The 20,012-nt window shown below is 70.6% G+C and carries 18 protein-coding genes and 1 pseudogene; 8 read left to right on the forward strand and 11 right to left on the reverse strand.

From position 1 onward, the window contains the following. Positions 1–18: 18 nt before the first annotated feature. Positions 19–573: a DUF4142 domain-containing protein gene (locus FB559_RS08340; RefSeq protein ID WP_141955006.1), complete on the reverse strand. Its 555-nt coding sequence runs from the start codon at positions 571–573 to the stop codon at positions 19–21. Between the two features lie 224 nt (positions 574–797). On the opposite strand from FB559_RS08340, the gene FB559_RS43725 reads away from it, so the two are divergent. Next, on the forward strand, positions 798–965 hold the full coding sequence (locus FB559_RS43725; RefSeq protein WP_185792097.1) for a hypothetical protein: 168 nt from the start codon (positions 798–800) through the stop codon (positions 963–965). Positions 966–1,043: 78 nt separating this feature from the next. After that, complete coding sequence (locus FB559_RS08345; RefSeq protein ID WP_141955008.1) at positions 1,044–1,700, forward strand: hypothetical protein; 657 nt, start codon at positions 1,044–1,046, stop codon at positions 1,698–1,700. Here FB559_RS08345 and FB559_RS08350 read toward each other — a convergent pair. The 3 genes from FB559_RS08350 to FB559_RS08360 all read right to left on the reverse strand — a co-directional run bounded on the left by FB559_RS08350 (position 1,660) and on the right by FB559_RS08360 (position 6,135). Beyond that, positions 1,660–2,661: a zinc-dependent alcohol dehydrogenase family protein gene (locus FB559_RS08350; RefSeq protein WP_246121426.1), complete on the reverse strand. Its 1,002-nt coding sequence runs from the start codon at positions 2,659–2,661 to the stop codon at positions 1,660–1,662. The genes FB559_RS08345 and FB559_RS08350 overlap by 41 nt on opposite strands. Positions 2,662–3,039: 378 nt before the next feature. After that, positions 3,040–5,289 (reverse strand): ATP-binding SpoIIE family protein phosphatase, encoded by a 2,250-nt coding sequence (locus FB559_RS08355; RefSeq protein ID WP_141955012.1) that lies wholly within the window; start codon positions 5,287–5,289, stop codon positions 3,040–3,042. 141 nt (positions 5,290–5,430) lie between these two features. Beyond that, positions 5,431–6,135 (reverse strand): iron-dependent transcriptional repressor DtxR, encoded by a 705-nt coding sequence (locus FB559_RS08360; protein WP_141955014.1) that lies wholly within the window; start codon positions 6,133–6,135, stop codon positions 5,431–5,433. Between the two features lie 163 nt (positions 6,136–6,298). Here FB559_RS08360 and FB559_RS08365 point away from each other — a divergent pair, with 163 nt between their 5' ends. Continuing rightward, positions 6,299–6,946, forward strand: a complete 648-nt coding sequence (locus FB559_RS08365) for a UdgX family uracil-DNA binding protein (RefSeq protein ID WP_141955016.1) — start codon at positions 6,299–6,301, stop codon at positions 6,944–6,946. A gap of 4 nt (positions 6,947–6,950) precedes the next feature. Here the strand turns inward: FB559_RS08365 and FB559_RS08370 are convergent, their stop codons facing one another. Together FB559_RS08370 and pdxH are read right to left on the reverse strand one after the other, a co-directional pair. Next, complete coding sequence (locus FB559_RS08370; protein ID WP_246121428.1) at positions 6,951–8,351, reverse strand: MFS transporter; 1,401 nt, start codon at positions 8,349–8,351, stop codon at positions 6,951–6,953. After that, positions 8,348–8,950: a pyridoxamine 5'-phosphate oxidase gene (pdxH, locus tag FB559_RS08375; protein ID WP_246121430.1), complete on the reverse strand. Its 603-nt coding sequence runs from the start codon at positions 8,948–8,950 to the stop codon at positions 8,348–8,350. Before pdxH ends, FB559_RS08370 begins: the two co-directional genes overlap by 4 nt. Positions 8,951–9,177: 227 nt before the next feature. Between pdxH and FB559_RS08380 the strand changes: the two genes are divergently transcribed. The 3 genes from FB559_RS08380 to serC all read left to right on the forward strand — a co-directional run bounded on the left by FB559_RS08380 (position 9,178) and on the right by serC (position 11,877). Then, on the forward strand, positions 9,178–10,284 hold the full coding sequence (locus FB559_RS08380; RefSeq protein WP_141955023.1) for a citrate synthase 2: 1,107 nt from the start codon (positions 9,178–9,180) through the stop codon (positions 10,282–10,284). A 126-nt stretch (positions 10,285–10,410) separates the two neighbouring features. Beyond that, positions 10,411–10,734 (forward strand): hypothetical protein, encoded by a 324-nt coding sequence (locus FB559_RS08385; protein ID WP_141955025.1) that lies wholly within the window; start codon positions 10,411–10,413, stop codon positions 10,732–10,734. Positions 10,735–10,767: 33 nt separating this feature from the next. Continuing rightward, positions 10,768–11,877: a phosphoserine transaminase gene (serC, locus tag FB559_RS08390; protein WP_141955027.1), complete on the forward strand. Its 1,110-nt coding sequence runs from the start codon at positions 10,768–10,770 to the stop codon at positions 11,875–11,877. Between the two features lie 129 nt (positions 11,878–12,006). Here the strand turns inward: serC and FB559_RS47000 are convergent. From FB559_RS47000 to FB559_RS08410, 5 genes and pseudogenes are all read right to left on the reverse strand, one after another. After that, positions 12,007–12,218 (reverse strand): annotated as a pseudogene (locus FB559_RS47000) (VapC50 family PIN domain-containing toxin). Continuing rightward, positions 12,148–12,384 (reverse strand): PIN domain-containing protein, encoded by a 237-nt coding sequence (locus tag FB559_RS45340; RefSeq protein WP_246121431.1) that lies wholly within the window; start codon positions 12,382–12,384, stop codon positions 12,148–12,150. The pseudogene FB559_RS47000 and the gene FB559_RS45340 overlap by 71 nt, the downstream one beginning before the upstream one ends. A gap of 139 nt (positions 12,385–12,523) precedes the next feature. Beyond that, the gene (locus FB559_RS08400) at positions 12,524–12,985 is read right to left on the reverse strand and encodes an excisionase family DNA-binding protein (RefSeq protein ID WP_141955029.1); all 462 of its coding nucleotides are present in this window, start codon (positions 12,983–12,985) and stop codon (positions 12,524–12,526) included. Positions 12,986–13,327: 342 nt separating this feature from the next. Beyond that, positions 13,328–15,253, reverse strand: a complete 1,926-nt coding sequence (locus FB559_RS08405; RefSeq protein ID WP_246121433.1) for a hypothetical protein — start codon at positions 15,251–15,253, stop codon at positions 13,328–13,330. A 34-nt stretch (positions 15,254–15,287) separates the two neighbouring features. Next, positions 15,288–16,265, reverse strand: a complete 978-nt coding sequence (locus FB559_RS08410) for a hypothetical protein (protein ID WP_141955033.1) — start codon at positions 16,263–16,265, stop codon at positions 15,288–15,290. A 228-nt stretch (positions 16,266–16,493) separates the two neighbouring features. Here FB559_RS08410 and FB559_RS08415 point away from each other — a divergent pair, with 228 nt between their 5' ends. Both FB559_RS08415 and recD2 read left to right on the forward strand, forming a co-directional pair. After that, positions 16,494–17,360, forward strand: a complete 867-nt coding sequence (locus FB559_RS08415; protein WP_185792098.1) for a class II glutamine amidotransferase — start codon at positions 16,494–16,496, stop codon at positions 17,358–17,360. Positions 17,361–17,486: 126 nt separating this feature from the next. Further along, positions 17,487–19,718 carry an SF1B family DNA helicase RecD2 gene (gene recD2, locus FB559_RS08420; protein WP_141955037.1) on the forward strand — a complete coding sequence of 744 codons (2,232 nt, stop codon included), beginning with the start codon at positions 17,487–17,489 and terminating at the stop codon, positions 19,716–19,718. Positions 19,719–20,012 lie beyond the last annotated feature (294 nt).

Raw genomic sequence — 20,012 nt, forward strand, 5'->3', positions numbered from 1 at the left:
GGGTGGACCCCCGGCTCATCAGCCGACGGGGCTCGCCTTCCGGAGCATGCTCAGGTGTTCGCGCAGTGCCGGGAGGGCGGCGTGGGCCAGGGCGGTGACTTCGGGCGAGGACCCGCTCCTGATCTCCTCACCGGCGGCCGTGATGGCCTTCTTGTGCTCCTCGACCATCGCGGCCACGAAGTCGCGGTCGAACCGGCTGCCCGACTCCTTCTGCAGTCGCTGGGCCAGGGCCAGCTGCGCGGGCCGTTCGCTCCTGGGCAGCTCGATGCCCAGGCCGCCCGCCACCGCGGTCACCTTCTGGTCGAACGCGGTGTGGTCGGCGGCGAGCATGCTCCCCGCGTGGCGCACCGCCGCGGTCGCGCCCTTCCTCTCGGCGAGCCTGCCGTACTGCACGTCCGCCAGGTCGGCCTGGTGCGTCGCCGCCAGCCAGGCACGGTCACCGGAGGAGACCGCGCTGCCGGAGGAGACGGGCGCCGTCACGGCCACCTGCCGGCCGCCTCCGGCGGCGCCGCACGCGCCGAGCGCGGTCAGCAGCAGCCCCACGGCGGCGTAGGAGTACGGATGACATGTCATGAGGTCCCCCCATCTCACCGGATGCGTCAAAGGGATCGGGGGGCGCTCTCCCCTGCCGGTGAGGTCCTTGTCACGGCCGCGTCCGCTCTCGGCGGCGGCCTCGCTGGTACCGGCGTACCCGTGTCCCGGCGACGCCACGCCGCCGCACGGAATTCGCCCCGTGACGCCCGGAACGGCCGGCGTTTGGAGTTACGCTGGGGCCGGTCGTCCGGAGGAGAGAGTCGTTGAGTGGTCTTGTCACGCTCGCACTGCTGGCGATCCTGGGGGCGTTCATCATCACCCGGATCATGCGGCGCATCGGCCTGGGCATGTCGCGTAGCAACACCTTCGGCTTCATGTTCTTCTTCGTGGTCGTCGTGCTGATGGTCTGGGGTCAGACGCTCAACAAGTAGCGATTTCCCCGAACTCCCGGCACGGGGAACACGTCATACCCGATGCGAAGCCCCGATACCGCCGTGGGAGGCGACCCCGTGCCCCAAGCAAGCTCGCAGGCGAACAGCCAGGCGAACGCCACGTCCTGGCACCTGCGCCGGCTTGTTGACTTCGCCGAGCCCCGGCGGGACGACATCTGCCTCGACATCACGCCCGGCGGCTCCGGCCTCGCCCTGGCCATCCGCCCGTGGGTCCGCGACGTCATCACCGCCCGACCCGGCTCCTTGCCCACCGAGAAGTTCACCCTGGTCACCGCGTCGCTCGCCCTCGGCAGGTCCGACGACCAGATCGCGCTCGTGCACGACCTGCTCCAGGTCTGCGGTGGACGTCTCGTACTCGCCGACCTCGTACGCACGCGCGGCGGAGACAGTGACCGCATCGAACGGCTCCGCGATCCCGCCTACACCACGAAGCGGACCCTGACCGAGCTGCTCGACGTGCTCAAACGGGCCGGCGGCTGGACCCGCAGGCTCGACATGTTCACCATCGAACGGCCCGTCGAGCCCTGGCTGGCGGACGCGCCCAAGCCCGAGCGGATCCGCCGGGAGCTCATCGCCGAGCTCGACGGCGGCCCCAGGACCGGCGCCCAGCCCCGCATGATCGGCAACGAGCTGTGGTTCGCCCAGTCGTGGGTCTTCTTCGCGGTCGAGCCGGTCAGCCGGCCGCGCCTGGCACCAGGACAGCCGCTCCGTTGACCCGATCGCCGGACAGGTCCGCGAGCGCGCGGTCGGCCTGGTCCAGCGGGTACGGCGTCACCGTCACCTTCAGGCCGAGCCGGTCCGCGAGCCGCAGGAACTCCTCGCCGTCGGCGCGGGTGTTGGAGCTCACACTGCGGAGCTGACGCTCCTGGAACAGGTCGTCCTGGTAGTCGAGTACGGGCACGTCGCTGAGGTGGATGCCGGCGATGGCCAGCGTGCCGCCGCGGTCCAGGCGGCGCAGCGCGGCCGGCACCAGCTCTCCGGCGGGCGCGAAGATGATCGCCGAGTCGAGGGGCTCGGGGCTGGGATCGAAGGAGTCCTGCGCGGACGCCGCGCCGAGTTCGAGAGCCAGCTCACGCCCTGCCGCCGCGCGTGTGAAGACGTGCACCGCGGCACCCTCGGCCAGCGCGATCTGCGCCGCCAGGTGCGCCGAGCCACCGAACCCCCAGATGCCGAGCCGTCCGCCGGGCGGCAGCTCGGCACGGCGCAGCGCGCGGTATCCGATGATGCCCGCGCACAGCAGGGGCGCGACCTCGATGTCCGGCCGGTCTCCGGGCAGCGGATAGGCGTACGCCTCGGGCGCGACGGCGTACTCGGCATAACCGCCGTCGGCGTCCCAGCCGGTGTAGAGCGATGAGGGGCAGAGGTTCTCCGCGCCGCGACGGCAGTAGGCGCAGACGCCGCACGTGCTGCGCAGCCACGCCACACCGACGCGGTCGCCCTCGGCGAAGCGGTGCCCCTGCCGGACGACCTCTCCGACGATCTCGTGACCGGGCGTCACGCCGGGCAGCCGCGGCGGCAGGTCACCCTCGGCCACATGCAGGTCGGTACGGCAGACGCCACAGGCGAGCACGCGGACCAGCACCTCACCGGGTCCGGGCTCGGGCACGTCACGGGTGACCGCCTCGAGCGGCCCGGTCTCGACCGGACCGGGCCTGCGAACCTCCCACGCCAGCACAGTTCCAGCGTAGAGCCTGTCTCGAAGTCCCCGGTCTGGGCCCGCCCCGTCGTGGGGCCCACCCGCCGTGGGGATCGACCCGCCGTGGGGATCGACCCGCCGTGGGGATCGACCCGCCGTGGGATCGACCCGCCGTGGGATCGACCCGCCGTGGAGCCCACCCCCCTGGAGCCCACCCCCCTGGAGCCCACCCCCCTGGAGCCCACCCGCCCGGGGGTGCCATCCCACTCTCATTGTCCAGCCAGAACAGCGGCGGGCGAAAGTAGAGCGGGGTTCTGTGGATAACCCTAGGTGGCGCCACCCAGGCGCCACCCAGGCGCCACCCAGGCGCCGCCGACAGCATGACTATGAGACAGGCCCTGGCTTCCGGCGCCCCGGCTAGGACTTCAGCGGAATCTCGAACCAGACGGCCTTGCCGTCGTTGGTGGGCCGGGATCCCCAGCGTGCGGCGAGCTGGTCGACGAGGTAGAGGCCACGGCCGCCCTCGTCGGTCTCCCCCGCACTGCGGATGCGTGGCAGTCGCAGGTCCTTGTCGAGTACCTCGACCCAGATCGAGCGTTCGCCGCGGCGCAGCCGGAGCGTGAACTCCTTGATGGCGGGCTCGCGCCGGGTGAGATCGGGCAGCTCGTCCCACGGGTCGTCGAAGCCGGCGGGCCCGTCGAGCGTCAGCGCGCCCTCCAGGACGAGCTCGCGGCGCGGCGCGGGTGTGTTGGCCGCGTGGAGCACCACGTTGGTGACGACCTCGGAGACCAGCAGGCACGCGAGCTCGGACTGCTCGTCGAGCATGCCCCAGCTCGCGAACGTCTCGGCGGCCATGCGCCGCGCCTCCGAGACCATGATCGGCTCAGCCTGGAAGGTGCGCTCCTCGACCTGGAGCCGGACCGGTGCGGTACGGACGACCACGATCGCGACGTCGTCGTCGATGTCGCCGGGGACGGCGTCGAAGGCGGCGTTCGCGATCGCCTCGACGTCCTTGCGGTCGGCACCGCGCACGGACTCGCGCAGCATCTCGCGGGCCTGTTCGCGGGTGTAGTGCTCGCCGTCGTCCTTCGGACGGCGCTCGATCAGCCCGTCGGTGTAGAGCACGAGCGTGGTGCCCGGGGGCAGCTCGCGCGTCTCCTCCTCGTAGAGGATCTCGCCGCCCACTCCCGGCTCCCGTACGCCGAGCATCGCGCCCTTACCCACCGACTCCATGTCGATGACCTCGCCGTCGAGCAGCAGCAGCGGCGGCTCGTGCCCGGCGTTGGCGAAGGACAGGGTGCGCGACCACGCGTCGTAGACGAAGTAGGTGCAGGACACCAGCGGGTGGCGCTCCAGCGCCTCGTCCGGCTGGCCGCGGACCGACTCGCGGTAACGGCGGGGGCTGACCATCGTACGGACCCACTCGTCGAGCTTGAGCAGGATGTCGGCCGGCGGTTTGTCGTCCTGCGCGAAGGCACGGAGCGCGGCGCGCAACTGCCCCATCACGGCCGCCGCGCGCGGACCGCGTCCCTCGACGTCGCCGATGACGAGTCCGACCCGGCCCGCCGACAGCGGGATGACGTCGTACCAGTCGCCGCCGACTTGTGTCTGGATGCCCTGGCCGTGCGACTCCAGGGGCCTGGCCGGCTCGTAGCGCCAGGCGATCTCCAGGCCGTCGAGCTGCGGCGGGCGTTCGCCGGGCAGGAGGTTCATCTGGAACGCGAGCGCCGTCTCGCGCTCCTCCTCGAACAGCATGGCGTTGTCGATGGCGAGCGCGACCCGGCTGGCGATCGCGCCCATCAGGTCGCGGTCGAAGCCGTCGTAGTGCGGGTCGGGCCGGCGGCTGATGCCCGAGAGGGCGAGGCTCATCACCCCGAGCACCTCGCCGCGGGCGAGCAGCGGTGCCGAGATCACCGACGTGATGCCGAGGTCGTCGCCGAGCTGTTTGCTCGCGGCGTTCGGCGCGGTCATGCGCTCGGCCACGACGTCTTCGATGACCACCGCGTCCCTGCGTGCCAGGGCCTTCGCGGCGGGGTGGCCGGGCGGGTACGCGACGGTCTCGCCGACCTCGGCCCACGTGCCGGGCGGCGCCACCCAGGCGTTGCCGTGCCGGGAGGCGCGGCGTACGAGCTTTTCGCCGCTGAACAGGTCGATGAAGCAGTGGTCGGCGAACTGCGGCACGAGGGTGTCGGCCACCCTCCGCAGCGTCTGCCGGAGCTCCAGCGACGCGGCCAGCCGCTCACCGATGCGTTCGAGCAGGCCGTAGCGGTCCTGGTCGCGCTGGTTGCTGCGGAGCGCCTCGCGGGCGAAGATCACGGTGCCTTCGACCGACCCGGACGGGTGCCGCAGCGGTACCGCGTACGCGCGCGTGTAGACGGTGCTGCCGTCGGCGCGCAGATTGCAGAACGTGCCCTCCCAGACCGCGCCCTTCAGCACGTGCCGGGCCAGCTCCTTGGCCAGGTCGTGATCCTCCTCGGCGATGCCGAGAGAGAGGATGGACCGGCCGATGTACTCGCTGCCGCCGAACCCCAGAAGCTTTTCGGTGAAGGCGTTGCAGTAGAGCAGGTTGCTGTAGCGGTCGCAGACGATGACCGCCATCTCCGCCTGGTTCAGCACCGTCTCGGGCGGCAGGAGCGCGTCCATGGGAGTTTCACCCCAGCGCTTCATTGGCCTGCCACCTTGCCGTCCCTCGCGCCGTTGACCCCGGGCGTTGCGTGCCGGCTCCGGGTGGTCATCGTCGGACTCCCCGCGCCGTCCTCATCTCTATTGAACGACGAACCGAGGCTTCGGATACGTGGAATGGGCAACTCAGCGCTTGGACACGAAGACGTGAGAGGCGATACGGCTGGGAATCTCCGTCGAGGGGCTGTCGGCTTCATCGTCACGCGTCACCCTGACACCGTCGTCGCCTGCGGCAAGCGTCACCTCACGTCCCGGTTGTATCCCAACCTGCTTGAGTCTAAGCATGAGCGCCGTGTCGCCTTGGACCTGCTCACTGATCCGCCGGACGGTGACGGGTGTGCCGGTGGCCGTCGCGACGTCGGTCATGAGTGCCAGCGGCTCGCCGGGCGGCGCCTCCGGCACGTCCGCGCCGAGCTCCCCGAGGCCGGGGATCGGGTTGCCGTGCGGGCACGTCGAAGGGTCTCCGAGCAGGGAGACCAGCCGGCGCTCGACCTCCTCGGACATCACGTGCTCCCAGCGGCAGGCCTCGACATGGACCTCTTCCCACGGGAGTCCGATGACGTTGACGAGAAGGCACTCGGCGAGCCTGTGCTTGCGCATCACCCGGACCGCAAGGGATCGGCCGGTATCGGTCAGGTCGAGATGACGGTCGCCCTCGACCGTCACCAGCCCGTCGCGTTCCATGCGTGCCACCGTCTGGCTCACCGTCGGGCCGCTCTGCGACAACCGCTCGGCTATTCGGGCCCGAAGCGGGACGATGCCCTCTTCCTCGAGCTCGAAGATCGTACGGAGATACATCTCCGTTGTGTCGATCAAGCCGTGTGCGGTCAAGGTTTCCTCCAGTTCGCCCTCTGATGCTACGGCTGAACGCGACTCTGCGGGGAGTCGGCACCGGCAAGAGCGATCCTTGTCTGTTCATATACCCGAACGTGAATCGGCCTTGTGGTCTTCCCGCCAGGCAGAAGACCTTTCTTGACGGTAGGTTGGGACCGCCATGTCACGATTCGATGGAGCGGGACGATACGTCCCGCCGGGAGCCGGACTTGACGGGCTGCGCCGCGCCGCGGCGGGCTGCCAGGGTTGCGACCTGTACGCCGACGCGACCCAGACGGTCTTCAGCTCGGGCTCGGCCGCCGCACGCGTCGTCATGATCGGCGAGCAGCCCGGCGACCAGGAGGACCGGCAGGGAGCACCGTTCGTCGGCCCGGCCGGCAAACTCCTCGACAAGGCCCTCGTGGATGCCGGCATCGACCGGTCTGACGCGTACGTCACCAATGCCGTCAAGCATTTCCGGTTCAAGCAGGACGGCCCGGGCAAGCGCCGCATCCACCAGACGCCGGACCCGGCCCAGATGAGCGCCTGCCGCCCGTGGCTCGCCGCCGAGCTGCACATCATCGATCCCGAGATCATCGTTCTGCTCGGTGCCACGGCCGCCAAGGCGCTGCTCGGCCCGTCGTTCCGCGTGACGCGGCAGCGCGGGCGGCTCATCCCGCGCCCGCCCATCGACGACGAGACCGCGCGGCAGAACGCCTGCTACGTGGCGACCGTGCATCCCTCGGCCGTGCTGCGCGCCGACGACCGCGACGCGGCGTACGCCGGGCTGGTCGCGGACCTGAAGGTCGCCGCCGAGGTCCTCGGCTGACCCGTCACGGGTCCGGCCGCTCGGCCACCGGGCCGCGCGCCGCCGTCGTGTAGCGGCGGAAGGACGGCACCGCGAGCCCGATGACGACGACCAGGACCGCGCAGGCGAGGCCGCCTCCGGTCCACGAGGCCGTCACCCCGACGACCGAGGCGGTCGCGCCGGCGCGCAGGTCGCCCAGCCGCGGCCCGCCGGCCACGACGACGGTGAAGACCCCCTGCAGCCGCCCGCGCATCTCGTCCGGGGCGTACGTCTGCAGGATCGTCTGCCGGAACACCGCGGAGACGAGGTCGGCGGCGCCCCCCACGGCCAGCAGGAGTACCGCGAGCCACAGCGAGCCCATCAGTCCCGACGCGGCCACCGCCAGGCCCCACACCGCGATGACGGCGATGAGAGCGATGCCCTGCCGATGGATCCGGCCGATCCAGCCGGACACGAGGCCGCCCACCACCGCGCCGATGGCGATCGCCGCGACGAGCCAGCCGACCGCCTCCTCTCCCCCGAAGCGGGTGTCGGCGACCTCGGGGAACAGCGCGCGCGGCATCGCGACGCCCATCGCGATGATGTCCACGACGAACGACATCATCAGCACCGGCCGCGTGACCAGGAAGCGCAGGCCCTCGATGACCGAGCGGAGCCCGGGTCGCCGGATCTCTCCGCCGATCGGCGCCAGCCTGGGGAGCCGCAGCGCGGCGTACAACCCCACGGTGAACAGCACGGCGTCGATGCCGTACGCGACCGCGTAGCCGCCGTGCCCGATCACCACGCCCGCGAGCACGGGCCCGACGAACGTGGCGACCTGGGAGGCGGTGAAGTTCAGGGTGTTGGCCGCGGGCACGAGGACGGTCGGGAGCAGGCGCGGGATCACGGCGCCGCGGGTGGGCGAGCTGATCGCGAAACCGATCGCCTGCACCACGACGAGACCGATGATCAGCCAGACACTGCCGACGTCCAGGATCGCCTGCACGAGCAGGCCGAGGGTGGCGGTCCACGTCACGATGGAGGCCATGATCAGGAGCTTGCGGCGGTCCATCGTGTCGGCCACCGCACCGCCCCACAGCCCGAAAATGATCAGCGGGATGAGGTTGGCGGGGCCGAGCAGGCCCACCCACAGCGAGGACTTCGTCAGGTCATAGACCTGGACAGAGATGGCGACCGAGGTGAGCTGGAAGCCGGTGAAGGACACCGCCTGCCCCAGCCAGAGCCGCCGGAACGCCACATGCCCCAGCGGGCGCGTGTCGATCGCGGCCCGCCGGGCCAGCCGCCCGGCACGTCCGGACAGTGATCCGCGCGCGGCGCGGGGGTCGCTCCGGACGTCGCCGATGTCGGTATCGGTCTCGCCGTCGATGTCGGCTGAGGAGGCCGTCGCATGCCGGTCGGGGGATGAGGGCTGGGGGTCGGAACTCACGGGCTTAGTCTCTCCACCACCCATTTGTCTGGTTCGTCCGCGTGGACACGACGGTATCGCAGCCGGTCATGGAGCCGGTCGGGCCGCCCCTGCCAGAACTCCACACTGGTCGGCACCACGCGGTAGCCGCCCCAGAAGTCCGGCAGCGGCACCTCGTCCGGCCAGCGGCGTGCGAGCTCGGCGTACCGCTGCTCCAGCTCCTCACGGGTGATCACCGCGGACTGGTGCTCGCTCGCCCACGCCCCGAGTTGCGAACCGTGCGGCCGGGTGCGGAAGTAGGCGGCGGACGCCTCGCGGCTCAGGCGCTCCGCGATCCCCTCGATGATCACTTGCCGGCGGATGGGGTGCCAGGGGAAGAGAAGTGACACCCGGGGGTTCTCCGCGATGGCCCGCGCCTTGCGCGATCCGTGGTTCGTGAAGAAGCGAAAATCTTCTGGACCGTACCCCTTGAGCAAGACCGTACGGAGGGTGGGCGTACCGTCTGCGGTGACCGTGGCAAGGACCATGGCGTTGGGCTCGGGCAACTCCGCCGCCACCGCATCCGCGAACCAGGTGTCGAACTGGCTCAACGGGTCGGGGGCGAGGTCGCGTTCGTCCAACGGGGCATCCTTGTAGGACCTCCGGAGGCCGGCGGGATCAGTTTGCTCCACGACAGGACATTCTCTCGCGTCCCCCGGGGGGTGACACGGCAGGGTTCCCGCATAGAGTTGCCGGAAACGAAAAAATTGCGCATATCACACCCCCAGGGGTACAGACCACCGGGCAAGAAGAGGTTCAATTATCAATCGGGTCTGTACACCACAGGGGACGAAAGGCAGGACAGAACATGTCCGACTTCAAACCCGGTCTCGAGGGCGTCGTAGCCTTCGAGACTGAGATCGCGGAACCGGATAAGGAGGGCGGCGCTCTCCGATACCGGGGAGTCGACATCGAAGACCTCGTTGGCCACGTCTCCTTCGGTGACGCATGGGGCCTGCTGGTCGACAACAGCTTCGACCCCGGGCTCGCCCCGGCCGAACCCCACGTCCTCCCGGTGCACTCCGGCGACGTGCGCGTCGACGTCCAGAGTGCCCTCCCCATCATCGCTCCCTCCTACGGCATGCGTCCGCTGCTCGACATCAGCGACGAGCAGGCACGGGAGGACCTGGCCCGCTCGTCGGTCACCGCCCTGTCCTTCGTCGCCCAGAGCGCTCGCGGTCTCGGCCTGCCGATGGTCCCCCAGGACCGCATCAACGAGGCGCGCACCATCACCGAGCGGTTCATGATCCGCTGGCGCGGCGAGCCGGATCCCAAGCACATCACGGCGATCGACGCCTACTGGGTGTCCGCCGCGGAGCACGGCATGAACGCCTCCACGTTCACCGCCCGTGTCATCGCCTCCACCGGCGCCGACGTCGCGGCCGCGATGTCGGGCGCGATCGGCGCCATGTCCGGTCCGCTGCACGGCGGTGCTCCCGCACGCGTGCTGCCGATGATCGAGAAGGTCGAGCAGCTCGGAGACGCCCGCAAGGTCGTGGCCGACATCCTCGACCACCACGAGCGCCTCATGGGCTTCGGCCACCGCGTCTACCGCGCCGAGGACCCACGCGCCCGCGTACTGCGACGCACCGCCAAGGAACTGGGCGCCACGAGGTACGAGGCGGCCAAGGCCCTGGAGGACGCGGCGCTGGCCGAGCTGCGCGAGCGCCGCCCGGACCGCCCGATCGAGACGAACGTGGAGTTCTGGGCGGCGGTCATCCTCGACTACGCCGAGGTGCCTCCGCACATGATGCCGGCCATGTTCACGTGCGCACGCACGGCGGGCTGGGCCGCGCACATTCTCGAGCAGAAGCGCACCGGCCGGCTCGTACGGCCCAGCGCGCACTACATCGGCCCGGCCCCCCGCCCGGTCGCTGAGGTTGACGGCTCGGCCGAGCTCACGCACAAGGTCTGAGCCGGCCCGTCCAAGGGGACACGACGGCCCGCGATGCCAAGGCATCAGCGGGCCGTACGCGTCCGCCGGGCCTGTCCCGAAGTCCCCGGCGGGACTTCGGGACAGCCCCTGGGACAGGGGTGAAAAATGGGATCCATGTACACCGGCCCACGAGACGAAGACGCCGACGACACCGAGCTGCGGGAGGAGCGTGCCCGCGCCGAACGCGCCGGGCGGCGCAACCGTGCGTCCTGGGCGATCGTGGCCTGGGTGATGGCCGGCGCGCTCGCGTTGCTGTCCTACGACTCCGGCGGCGCGGCGGTCGACGCGCACCGGGCCGGCAGACCGTGGCTGTACCCGGCGAGCGTCTCGGTGATCTGCCTGCTGGTGCTCGTGTCACTCGCGGGACGGGCGCTGCTGCGGCGGCGCGGCCGGCGTCAGGACGTGGTCTCACATCGCGGACCTGGCTGAGAACACCGGCGTGACTTCATTAGGCTTCGTTGAGTGACCGACATCGTGATCCCGGAAAGCCTCAAGCCCGCCGACGGCCGATTCGGCTCTGGCCCGTCCAAGGTCCGCCCGGAGCAGCTGAGCGCCCTGGCCGCGACCGGCGCCACCTACATGGGCACCTCGCACCGCCAGCGGCCGGTCAAGTCCGTCGTCGGACGGGTACGTGAGGGCCTGTCCGAGCTGTTCTCGCTGCCCGACGGCTACGAGGTCGTGCTGGGCAACGGCGGCACGACCGCGTTCTGGGACGCCGCGGCGTTCGGCCTGGTGCGGGACAGGTCGCAGCACCTGGTGTTCGGGGAGTTCTCCTCCAAGTTCGCCAAGGTCGCCCAGAAGGCCCCCTGGCTGTCGGACCCATCGGTGATCGAGACCGCGCCGGGTACGCACCCGCGCGCGGTGGCCGAGGAGGGCGTGGACGCCTACGCCTTCACCCACAACGAGACCTCGACCGGTGTGGCGATGCCGATCGAGCGGCCGGCGGGAGCGGACGGCCTGGTCCTCGTGGACGCCACCAGCGGAGCCGCCGGCCTGCCGGTCGACGTGGCCGAGACCGACGTGTACTACTTCGCGCCGCAGAAGGGCTTCGCCTCCGACGGCGGGCTCTGGCTGGCGCTGGTCTCGCCGGCCGGGCTGGCCCGGATCGAGGAGATCGCCGGATCCGGCCGCTACGTCCCGGATTTCTACGACCTGAAGGTCGCCCTGGACAACTCGCGCAAGGACCAGACGTACAACACCCCGTCCGTCGCGACGCTGCTGCTCATGGCCCACCAGATCGACTGGTTCCTCGCCCAGGGCGGGCTGACCTGGTCGACCGGCCGCTGCGCCGACTCCGCCCAGCGGCTCTACACCTGGGCCGACAAGACCTCCTACACGACACCGTTCGTGACCGATCCGGCCAGCCGCTCACATGTCGTCGGCACGATCGACTTCGAGGGCGTGGACGCCGCCGAGGTCGCCAAGGTGCTCCGCGCCAACGGCATCGTCGACACCGAGCCGTACCGCAAGCTGGGCCGCAACCAGCTGCGCATCGCGATGTACCCGGCGGTCGACCCCGCCGACGTCGAGGCGCTCACCGCCTGCGTCGACCACGTCGTCGAGAGGCTCTGATCACTCATACGGCCGCCGTGGGCCGGCACGGCGTGCGCTTTCTCCCTACGGGAGCCGACTAGGGCGCCTCGAGAGGGTCGATGGACGACCGGCAGTGACGATGCGGCCCCGTGAGGAAGGGAGGGTGACCTACCGCTCGGGTCGTGTCCGTAGCGCGGCGACGGACTCCACCAGACCCGCGCGCTCCAGCGCGGTCAGCACGTCCTCAATCGTCTCCGGTGGTTGACGCGGGAATCAACACTCTGCTGGAGGCATGCCCAGACGATCCTGTCATCGAGTTCGATTTGGTCGAGTACGAAGTCGTCCGGTGACCAGGTTGGACGTGACGATGACCTGCGCATGGGCCTTGATCGCGGCGGCGAGCACGTGTCGATCGTCGGGGTCGGGCAGCTTCAGGCCGTCGGTCAGTGCCTCATAGCCGTCGACAAGACAGTCCGGGACGGAGTTGTTCATCAGCTCGCGTAACCGCCGCAGCTTCTCGTGCGGGATGTCAGGGCGATCCTTCACAAGGTTCCCAACGCCTCATCGAGGATCTCCTCGGTCCACTTCGCCTGCACCATGCCTGTTTGAGCGATGCGAATGAGCAAGTCCCGAAGAGTGTTCCCGTACAGAACGCTCGCGTCATAGACGACAACGAAGGCCAGGATCAGGGAAGGTCCAGTTCTTGGCTGAGGCCGGCGAGCTCGTCAGCGGCGGCACGGCGCTTGAGGCCGTCATGCCGTTTGTACTCCATGAGCGCTTGGGCGGTGACACGGCGATGTGTCCCGACGGTCCGGAAGTCGATCTTGCCGGATTCCAGCAGCTTGATCAGATAAGGGCGAGAGACGTTCAGCATGTCAGCCGCTTGCTGGGTGGTCAGTTCGGCGTGCGAGGGAATGATCGAAATTCCCCGGCCATCCGCCGCCTCCGTGAGGATGTAGGCGAGCATCGCCACCGCGTCGCGCGGCACGATCAGCGGATCCTCATCTCCGACCTCGCCCCCGACCTCGATCGCCTGCTGGTCAGGATGACGCATGAGATAGTCCTTGATCCTTCGGACCGCGCGCGCTGCGACCGCGGCGTCGATCTCGCCCGGTTGGATCGAACGCTTTGTTGTCAGGTTGCTCATCCCCGTCCCCCCTTCTAATCGCAGTATGTGCAGCAAACGAAGCAAACGCAATAGCTCCAGAAGCGTACCTACCTACGCGGAGCTCGACCTTGACATACGTGTGGATCCCGTCGGCGAGTTCACAGCGACTGAACCTCAGGCGGTTGACTCGTCGTTCTTATACCCGTTCGACCAGTTCCCCGCCGCCCTCCGACAAGGCGCTGCGGATGCCTGGCTCCGGTGTCCAGCCTGGAACAACGCTCTCCCAACCGTCCGTGGCGGCCTGGTTCCTGCGGCAGCATGGAGACGACTCGCGCTCGGACGGCCAGATCATCGTTGTCCGGGCGTCCGGACAACAACGGGTCACAGCTCGGGAGGCGGCGCGGCGCTGTGCCCGGCGTCGGGCGGCCCCCACGGAAGGCCGTGACGTTCGCACTCGCGGCGTAGCTCGGCGAGGTCGGGCGGGAACGACACACGCCGCAGCACTCGCCCGGCCGGGCTCCACACCACCAGCCTCGGCGCCTCGGCCTCGTCGATGCCGACCCCGCCCAGGGCCTGCCGGGTGACGCTCCACTCGGTGCGCCCGAGCCGCGTCACCGACGAGATGCCGGACGCCGAGACGCGCAGCTGCGGACGGTTGCGGTCGTACAGCCACGCGCCCGCGAGGCCGAGTGCGAGGCCGGACGGCGCCGCCCACGCCAGCGCGGTCCAGAACCCGCCGAGGTCGACGCGCAGCCACAGCGAGCCGAGCACCGCGACCAGCTCGCACAGCGTCGCGGTCACCGCGTAGGCGAGAGCGCGGGTACGCGGCGGCACGTCGAGCTGGGCCGCCGGCAGCGCCTTCGGCTTTTCCGGCGAGGGCCCGGTGACCGCCTCGACGTGCGTCATCGACCCGTAGAAGGTGGCGTTGACGTACGCGTCGTACTCCGCGTCGGTGATCGGGAGCTGGACGCGCCGCGCGGCGTCGCGCAGGTCGGTACGCGAGATGCGCAGCATCGACAGGGGCGCGGCGAGGAACTCATCGCCCTCGTCGTCGTACATCCGCAGCCACGCGTGGCCGTCGACGGTGAGCAGCTCCATCCCGCCGATGCGGTCGCGCGGCATCCGCAGGATGACGTCGCCCGCACCGTCGGCCCAGCCGATCCCGTCGTCGTCGACCACGAGCCGTCCGCCGGGGACGCGGGAGAAGATCTCCGGCAGGCCGGCCAGGCCGTACTCCGACGGGCGTACGGTGCCCTGGTCGGGCGTGATGACGTGGTAGCCGCGCTCGTCCAGCGCGTGGGTGAGCTGGAACGCGTCCAGGCCATGTGCGGGCAGCCGGGCGATGATCTCCAGCCGGTGGCCGAACACCGTGACGACCGTCTGGTCGGCGACCGGCCCGCCCGTCACCGGGTCGATGGCCGAACCCGGGCCGACGACCGCCGCGGCGACGGCGTCCGCGCGCACACGCCACTCACCGACCGTCGCGTGCCGTACGCGAAGCTCCGATGGCGTGATGTTCCAGGTCAGCGGCGCGCCCGCGAGCCGGCGGCGGCGCGCGGCGATCAGCGCCACCCCGCCGGCGAGCGCCCACAGCCCGCCGATCAGCCGGCTGCCGAACTCCAGGCCGCCTCCCAGCGCGATCCGGGCCACCATGGTCAGCGAGAGCAGTGTCACGAGGAGGCCGACCGTCGTCGTACGCCGCCACGCGGTCGCCGTCGTGCTCAGCCGCCCGGCGTCGGTACGCCCGGCGGTCCGCGGCTCGTGCACGATCGCGAGGAGTGCCGCCTCCTGGTCGCGCAGGCGCTGTTCGGCCCGGCGGCCGAGCGCGCGGGGAGCGTCGTCCTCCGGGGGGAGGCTCTCGTCCTCGAAGACCGACCGGTCACCGTCGATCACGTGCGTGGTGATGCCGAGGCGGCGGGCCGTGACGTAGAAGGTCAGCGGATCGAAGCCCATGTCCGCGAGGGATCCGGCCACGGTGACGCCGAAGCGGTGGAAGATCGTGAGCATCCCGTCGTCCGCGGTCAGCGCGAACTCCTCCACGCGGTCCAGCGCGTACGCCTCCAGGACCGAGCCGTCGGCGGCGAGGCGTTCCAGTCCCTTCGCCGACAGCCGCCACCTCCCCGGCCGTGCCTCACGCAGGCCCAGCAGCCACGGCACCACGTTGCACGCGACCACGGCGGCCAGCCACGCCCCGGCCGGCCGGATCGGCAACAACGCGACGACCAGCGACAAAAGGGCGAAGGGCCCGGCCGCCACCGGACGCAGCCGGCGCGCCGGAGCGCGGAGGCCGATCAGCTCGAGGTTCACGAGAACAGATCGTGACATGTCAGCGCCCATCCCGTCATGACCCTCGTCTGCGAGCGAACAAGGCGGCGATCAGAACGATCACTCCCGCGACCGCCACCATCGCGGTCACCGACAACTTGTTCGAACCGCTGGTAGAACCCCCTGCGTGCCCCTTTCCGGACTGCTCGGAGGGGGCCGCGGACTTGGCCTTCGGCGGGAGTGCGCTGGCCGGAACCGGCACTTTCCACAGAGGCTGCCGCACTCCTTCGGAGCTGACCAGGAGCGACCGGCCGTCGGCGGTGAAGGTGATGCCCTCGCCCTGTTTCTGGTTCGGGATCGACACGTCCGTCAGCTTCTTGCCGGGCGCCCTGTAGATCTCGGCGTCCCAGTAGCCGCGGATCACGAACGTCCGGCCGTCCGGGGAGAACGCCCCGTCGGTCGCGTAGAACGGGGCGCCGCCGACCTTGTGCATGACGTTGAAGCCGCTCGTGCGCAGCTTCTTCGGCCCTTCGTACAGCGAGTCGCCGAACGCCTTGCTCGCGATGTAGAGCCGCCCGCTGCGCGGATCGATCATCATCGTCTCCGCGTTGCGCGGCCCGTCGGCGTACTTGATCCGGTAGGCGGTCGCGCGCAGCGTCTGGCTGCGCAGCACCGTCGGCTCGGGGATCCGGTAGACGGTGACGTACGGCCAGGCCCCGTCGAGGTTGTCGCCGATGTCGCCGACGTAGATGCCGTCCGGGCCGAGCGCCATCGCCTCCCAGTCGCGGTTGCTCGCCCCGGCGAGCGTCAGCGTCGCCCGCGTGCGGCAGTCGGGTCCGAGGGCGTACACCTGGGCCCGGCCGCCGGAGTCGTTGAAGGTGTAGACGATGCCGGGATGGCGCCGGCTCGCGGCCAGGCCGCTCGACTCATCGATCCGCGGGTTTTTGATCGTGCAGAGCTTCGCCGGGCCGTCATCGGCCGCCGCGGCGGCGCCCGGGATCGCCGCTGTGACGAGCGCGGCGAAGGCGACGAGGAACAGGCTGGTGAGCGGCATGCTCGGAATCCTCACCGCTCGCCGGGGACGCGAAGCGTGGCGCGGGCGACTCAATGGAGAATCGTGCCGACGATCACGGCGGACACGAGGACCGCCAGGACGGCCGGCAGCAACCATCGTGGAGCACGGTTCACGTGATGAGCCTATGCGGTCGGCGAATGCGGCGAACCGCCGGAGCGATCGACGCGTCATATGGGAGCAGCAGGGGGACAGATGGGGGTGCGATCCATGTGTGGACTGTTCGGTCTTTTGCGCGCTTCGGGGGCGCGACACCCGGAATGGGCCTCGGACGCGTTCGTGGCGCTCGGCATGCTCGCCGAAGAACGCGGCGTCGAATCGGCCGGGGTGGCGCTGTTCGGCCGGCCGGGGGCGATGAACGTCGTGACACCGACGATCCAGGGCGACGTCACCGACGGCGGCTGCCGGGTGGTCAAGGGCCGCGGCCGGTTCACCGCGGTGTGGCGGTCCGATCTGCTGGCCGACCTGGACCGGGCACCGGTGGCGCTCGGCCACACCCGCTGGGCCACACAGGGCTCACCGGACCAGCTCGTGAACGCCGGTCCGCTGCTGGTCGGCTCGCTCGCCGGCACGCACAACGGCGACGTCGAGGCGGCGGATCTGCGGACCCGGTTCGCCCTGCCGCCCGCCATCGGGGCCACCGACAGTGAGGTGATCTACCAGGCGCTGGCCGCCGGGCACCGGCCGGTAGAGGTCCTGAGCGCCCTGCACGGCCGTACCGCGCTCGCCTGGGTCGACCGGGCCGACCCGGGCCGCCTGCACCTGGCACGCGCCGCGCTGAGCCCGCTCTGCGTGGCCATGGACGGCGAGCGGAACATCTACTGGGCCTCCAACCCGGCCTGGTTCCGGACCCTGGAGCGCGGCACGCGTGTGCGCTTCCAGTCCGCGGTCCTGATCCGCGAGGGCACGCACCTCACGATCGAGGACGGCGTCATGCGCAGCGAGACCTTCGTCCCGACCGCGCGGCCGGGCGATCTGCGGATGCCCGACAAGGTGTGGCTGGGCTTCGACGCCGCCGACCGCGAGCGCGACTTCGCCCAGCGCCGCCACCGCGTCAGCGCGGTCTGCGCCGCCTGATCCACGGGGCGTGTCCGCCGGACACGCCCCGGGCCCCGCGGCCGGTACGAGGGCATCGGCCGCGGGGTCGCTCTCCTTTTCCCGGCGGTCCCCCGCGAATCACCGCGTGCCGCCATTTGCGGCACGATGTCTCCCGTGACCAACGCGCCTGACGCCGCCGGGTTGCGTGAGCTGGAGGCGGTGCTCGAGAGGATCACCTACGCCAACGAGGAGACCGGCTACACCATCGCGCGCGTCGCGACGGACCGGACCGGGCCGGACCTGCTGACCGTGGTGGGACCGCTCCTCGGCGCGCAGATCGGCGAGAGCCTGCGGCTGACCGGGCTGTGGACCACGCATCCGAAGTACGGCCGCCAGTTCGAGGTGCGCTCCTACACGACCGTGCTGCCGGCGACCGTACAGGGCATCCGGCGTTACCTGGGGTCGGGGTTGATCAAGGGAATCGGCCCGGTCATGGCCGACCGGATGGTCGGCCATTTCGGCACGGACATCCTGCGGGTGATCGAGGAGGAGCCCGCACGGCTCGTCGAGGTGTACGGGCTGGGGCCCAAGCGCTCGAAGCGGATCGGCGCCGCGTGGGAGGAGCAGAAGGCCATCAAGGAGGTCATGGTCTTCCTGCAGGGCCACGACGTGTCGACCTCGCTCGCCGTGCGGATCTACAAGAAGTACGGCGACGAGTCGATCGCGGTCGTACGCAAGGAGCCGTACCGCCTGGCCGCGGACGTCTGGGGCATCGGGTTCAAGACCGCCGACACCATCGCCCGCGCCATCGGCATCCCGCACGACAGCCCCGAACGGATCAAGGCCGGGCTCCAGTACACCCTCTCGCAGGCGGCCGACAACGGGCACTGCTACCTGCCCGAGCCCAATCTGGTCACCGAGGCCACGAAGATCCTCGAGGTGCCACGTGAGCTCGTCGGCCCGTGCCTGGCGGACGCGGTCGCCGCCGAGGAGGTCGTGCGGGAGCGGGTGCCCGTGGCCGGCGGCGAAGTGCCCGCGGTGTACCTGCTGCCCTTCCATCGCGCCGAGCGCTCTCTCGCCGGCGGCCTCCTGGACCTGCTGCACGCGAAGGAGGATCGCCTGCCCGGCTTCCGCGACGTCGACTGGGACAAGGCTCTGGCCTGGCTGCGCGGACGCACCGGCACCGAGCTCGCCCCGGAACAGGAGGAGGCGGTACGTCTCGCGCTGACCTCACGGGTCGCCGTGCTCACCGGAGGCCCCGGCTGCGGCAAGAGCTTCACCGTCCGGTCCGTCGTCGAGCTGGCGGCCGCCAGGAAGGCCAAGATCGTCCTGGTCGCGCCGACCGGGCGGGCGGCCAAGCGCCTGGCCGAGCTGACCGGCCACGAGGCCGCGACCGTGCACCGGCTGCTGCAACTGCAGCCGGGCGGCGATGCCGCCTACGACCGCGACGACCCGCTCGACGCGGACCTGGTCGTGGTCGACGAGACCTCGATGGTCGACGTGATCCTGGCCAACAAGCTGGTCAAGGCCATCCCGCGCGGCGCGCACCTGCTCCTGGTCGGCGACGTCGACCAGCTTCCCTCGGTCGGCGCCGGCGAGGTGCTGCGCGACCTGCTCGCCGCCGACGCGATCCCCCGCGTACGCCTCACCAAGATCTTCCGGCAGGCCCAGAAGTCCGGGATCGTGGTCAACGCGCACCGCATCAACACCGGGAAGTCCCCGCACGTCCAGGGGTTTCCCGACTTCTTCCTGTTCCCCTGCGAGGACACCGAGCCCACCGCCGAGCTGACCGTCGACATCGTGGCCCGCCGCATCCCGCGCCGCTTCGGCCTCGACCCGCGCCGTGACGTCCAGGTGCTGGCCCCGATGCACCGCGGACCGGCCGGCGCGGGCACCCTCAACACCCTGCTGCAGGAGGCCCTCACCCCGCACCGCGACGACCGGGCCGAACGCCGCTACGGCGGCCGGGTCTTCCGCGTCGGGGACAAGGTCACCCAGCTGCGCAACAACTACGACAAGGGCGCCGCCGGCATCTTCAACGGCACGGTGGGGGTCGTCACGGGTCTCTCCCTGGAGGAGCGGACGCTGACCGTGCGCACGGACGAGGACGAGAACGTCGACTACGACTTCGCCGAGCTGGACGAGCTCGCCCACGCGTACGCAATGACGATCCATCGCTCCCAGGGCAGCGAGTACCCGGCCGTGGTCATCCCGCTGACCACGAGCTCGTGGATGATGCTGCGGCGCAACCTGCTCTACACCGCGGTCACGCGTGCCAAGAGGCTCGTCGTCCTGACCGGCTCACGCCGCGCGCTGGCGGCCGCCGTGCGCACCGCGGGAGCCGGGCGCCGCCACACGTCCCTCACCCATCGCCTCCAGGCCCCCGCTCCGCCCTAGTGCGGAACTCCCGCGACAGGAAGGACGTTTGGGGAGATACATGGCGCTTCATCGTCATATGCGAGCATTGGCTCCATCTGACGGTGGTCCGAGCGCCCCAGATGACATCCCTTCTCCACCGGCGAACGCGACCGTCGACGTGGGCCCGTCGAGCCCGGTCGCCGACGCCGGCGCCGGACGGCCGAGTGGTGCGCGGTCCCGTCCGGCGACCATGAGCGCGCCGCCGTTCCCAGCAGAAGGAGAGGGCCGAGGTCGTAAGCATCGCTAACGAGCTGGCGGAATGACAACGCCTCA

The organism is Actinoallomurus bryophytorum (genome assembly GCF_006716425.1).
Taxonomy (GTDB): Bacteria; Actinomycetota; Actinomycetes; order Streptosporangiales; family Streptosporangiaceae; genus Actinoallomurus; species Actinoallomurus bryophytorum.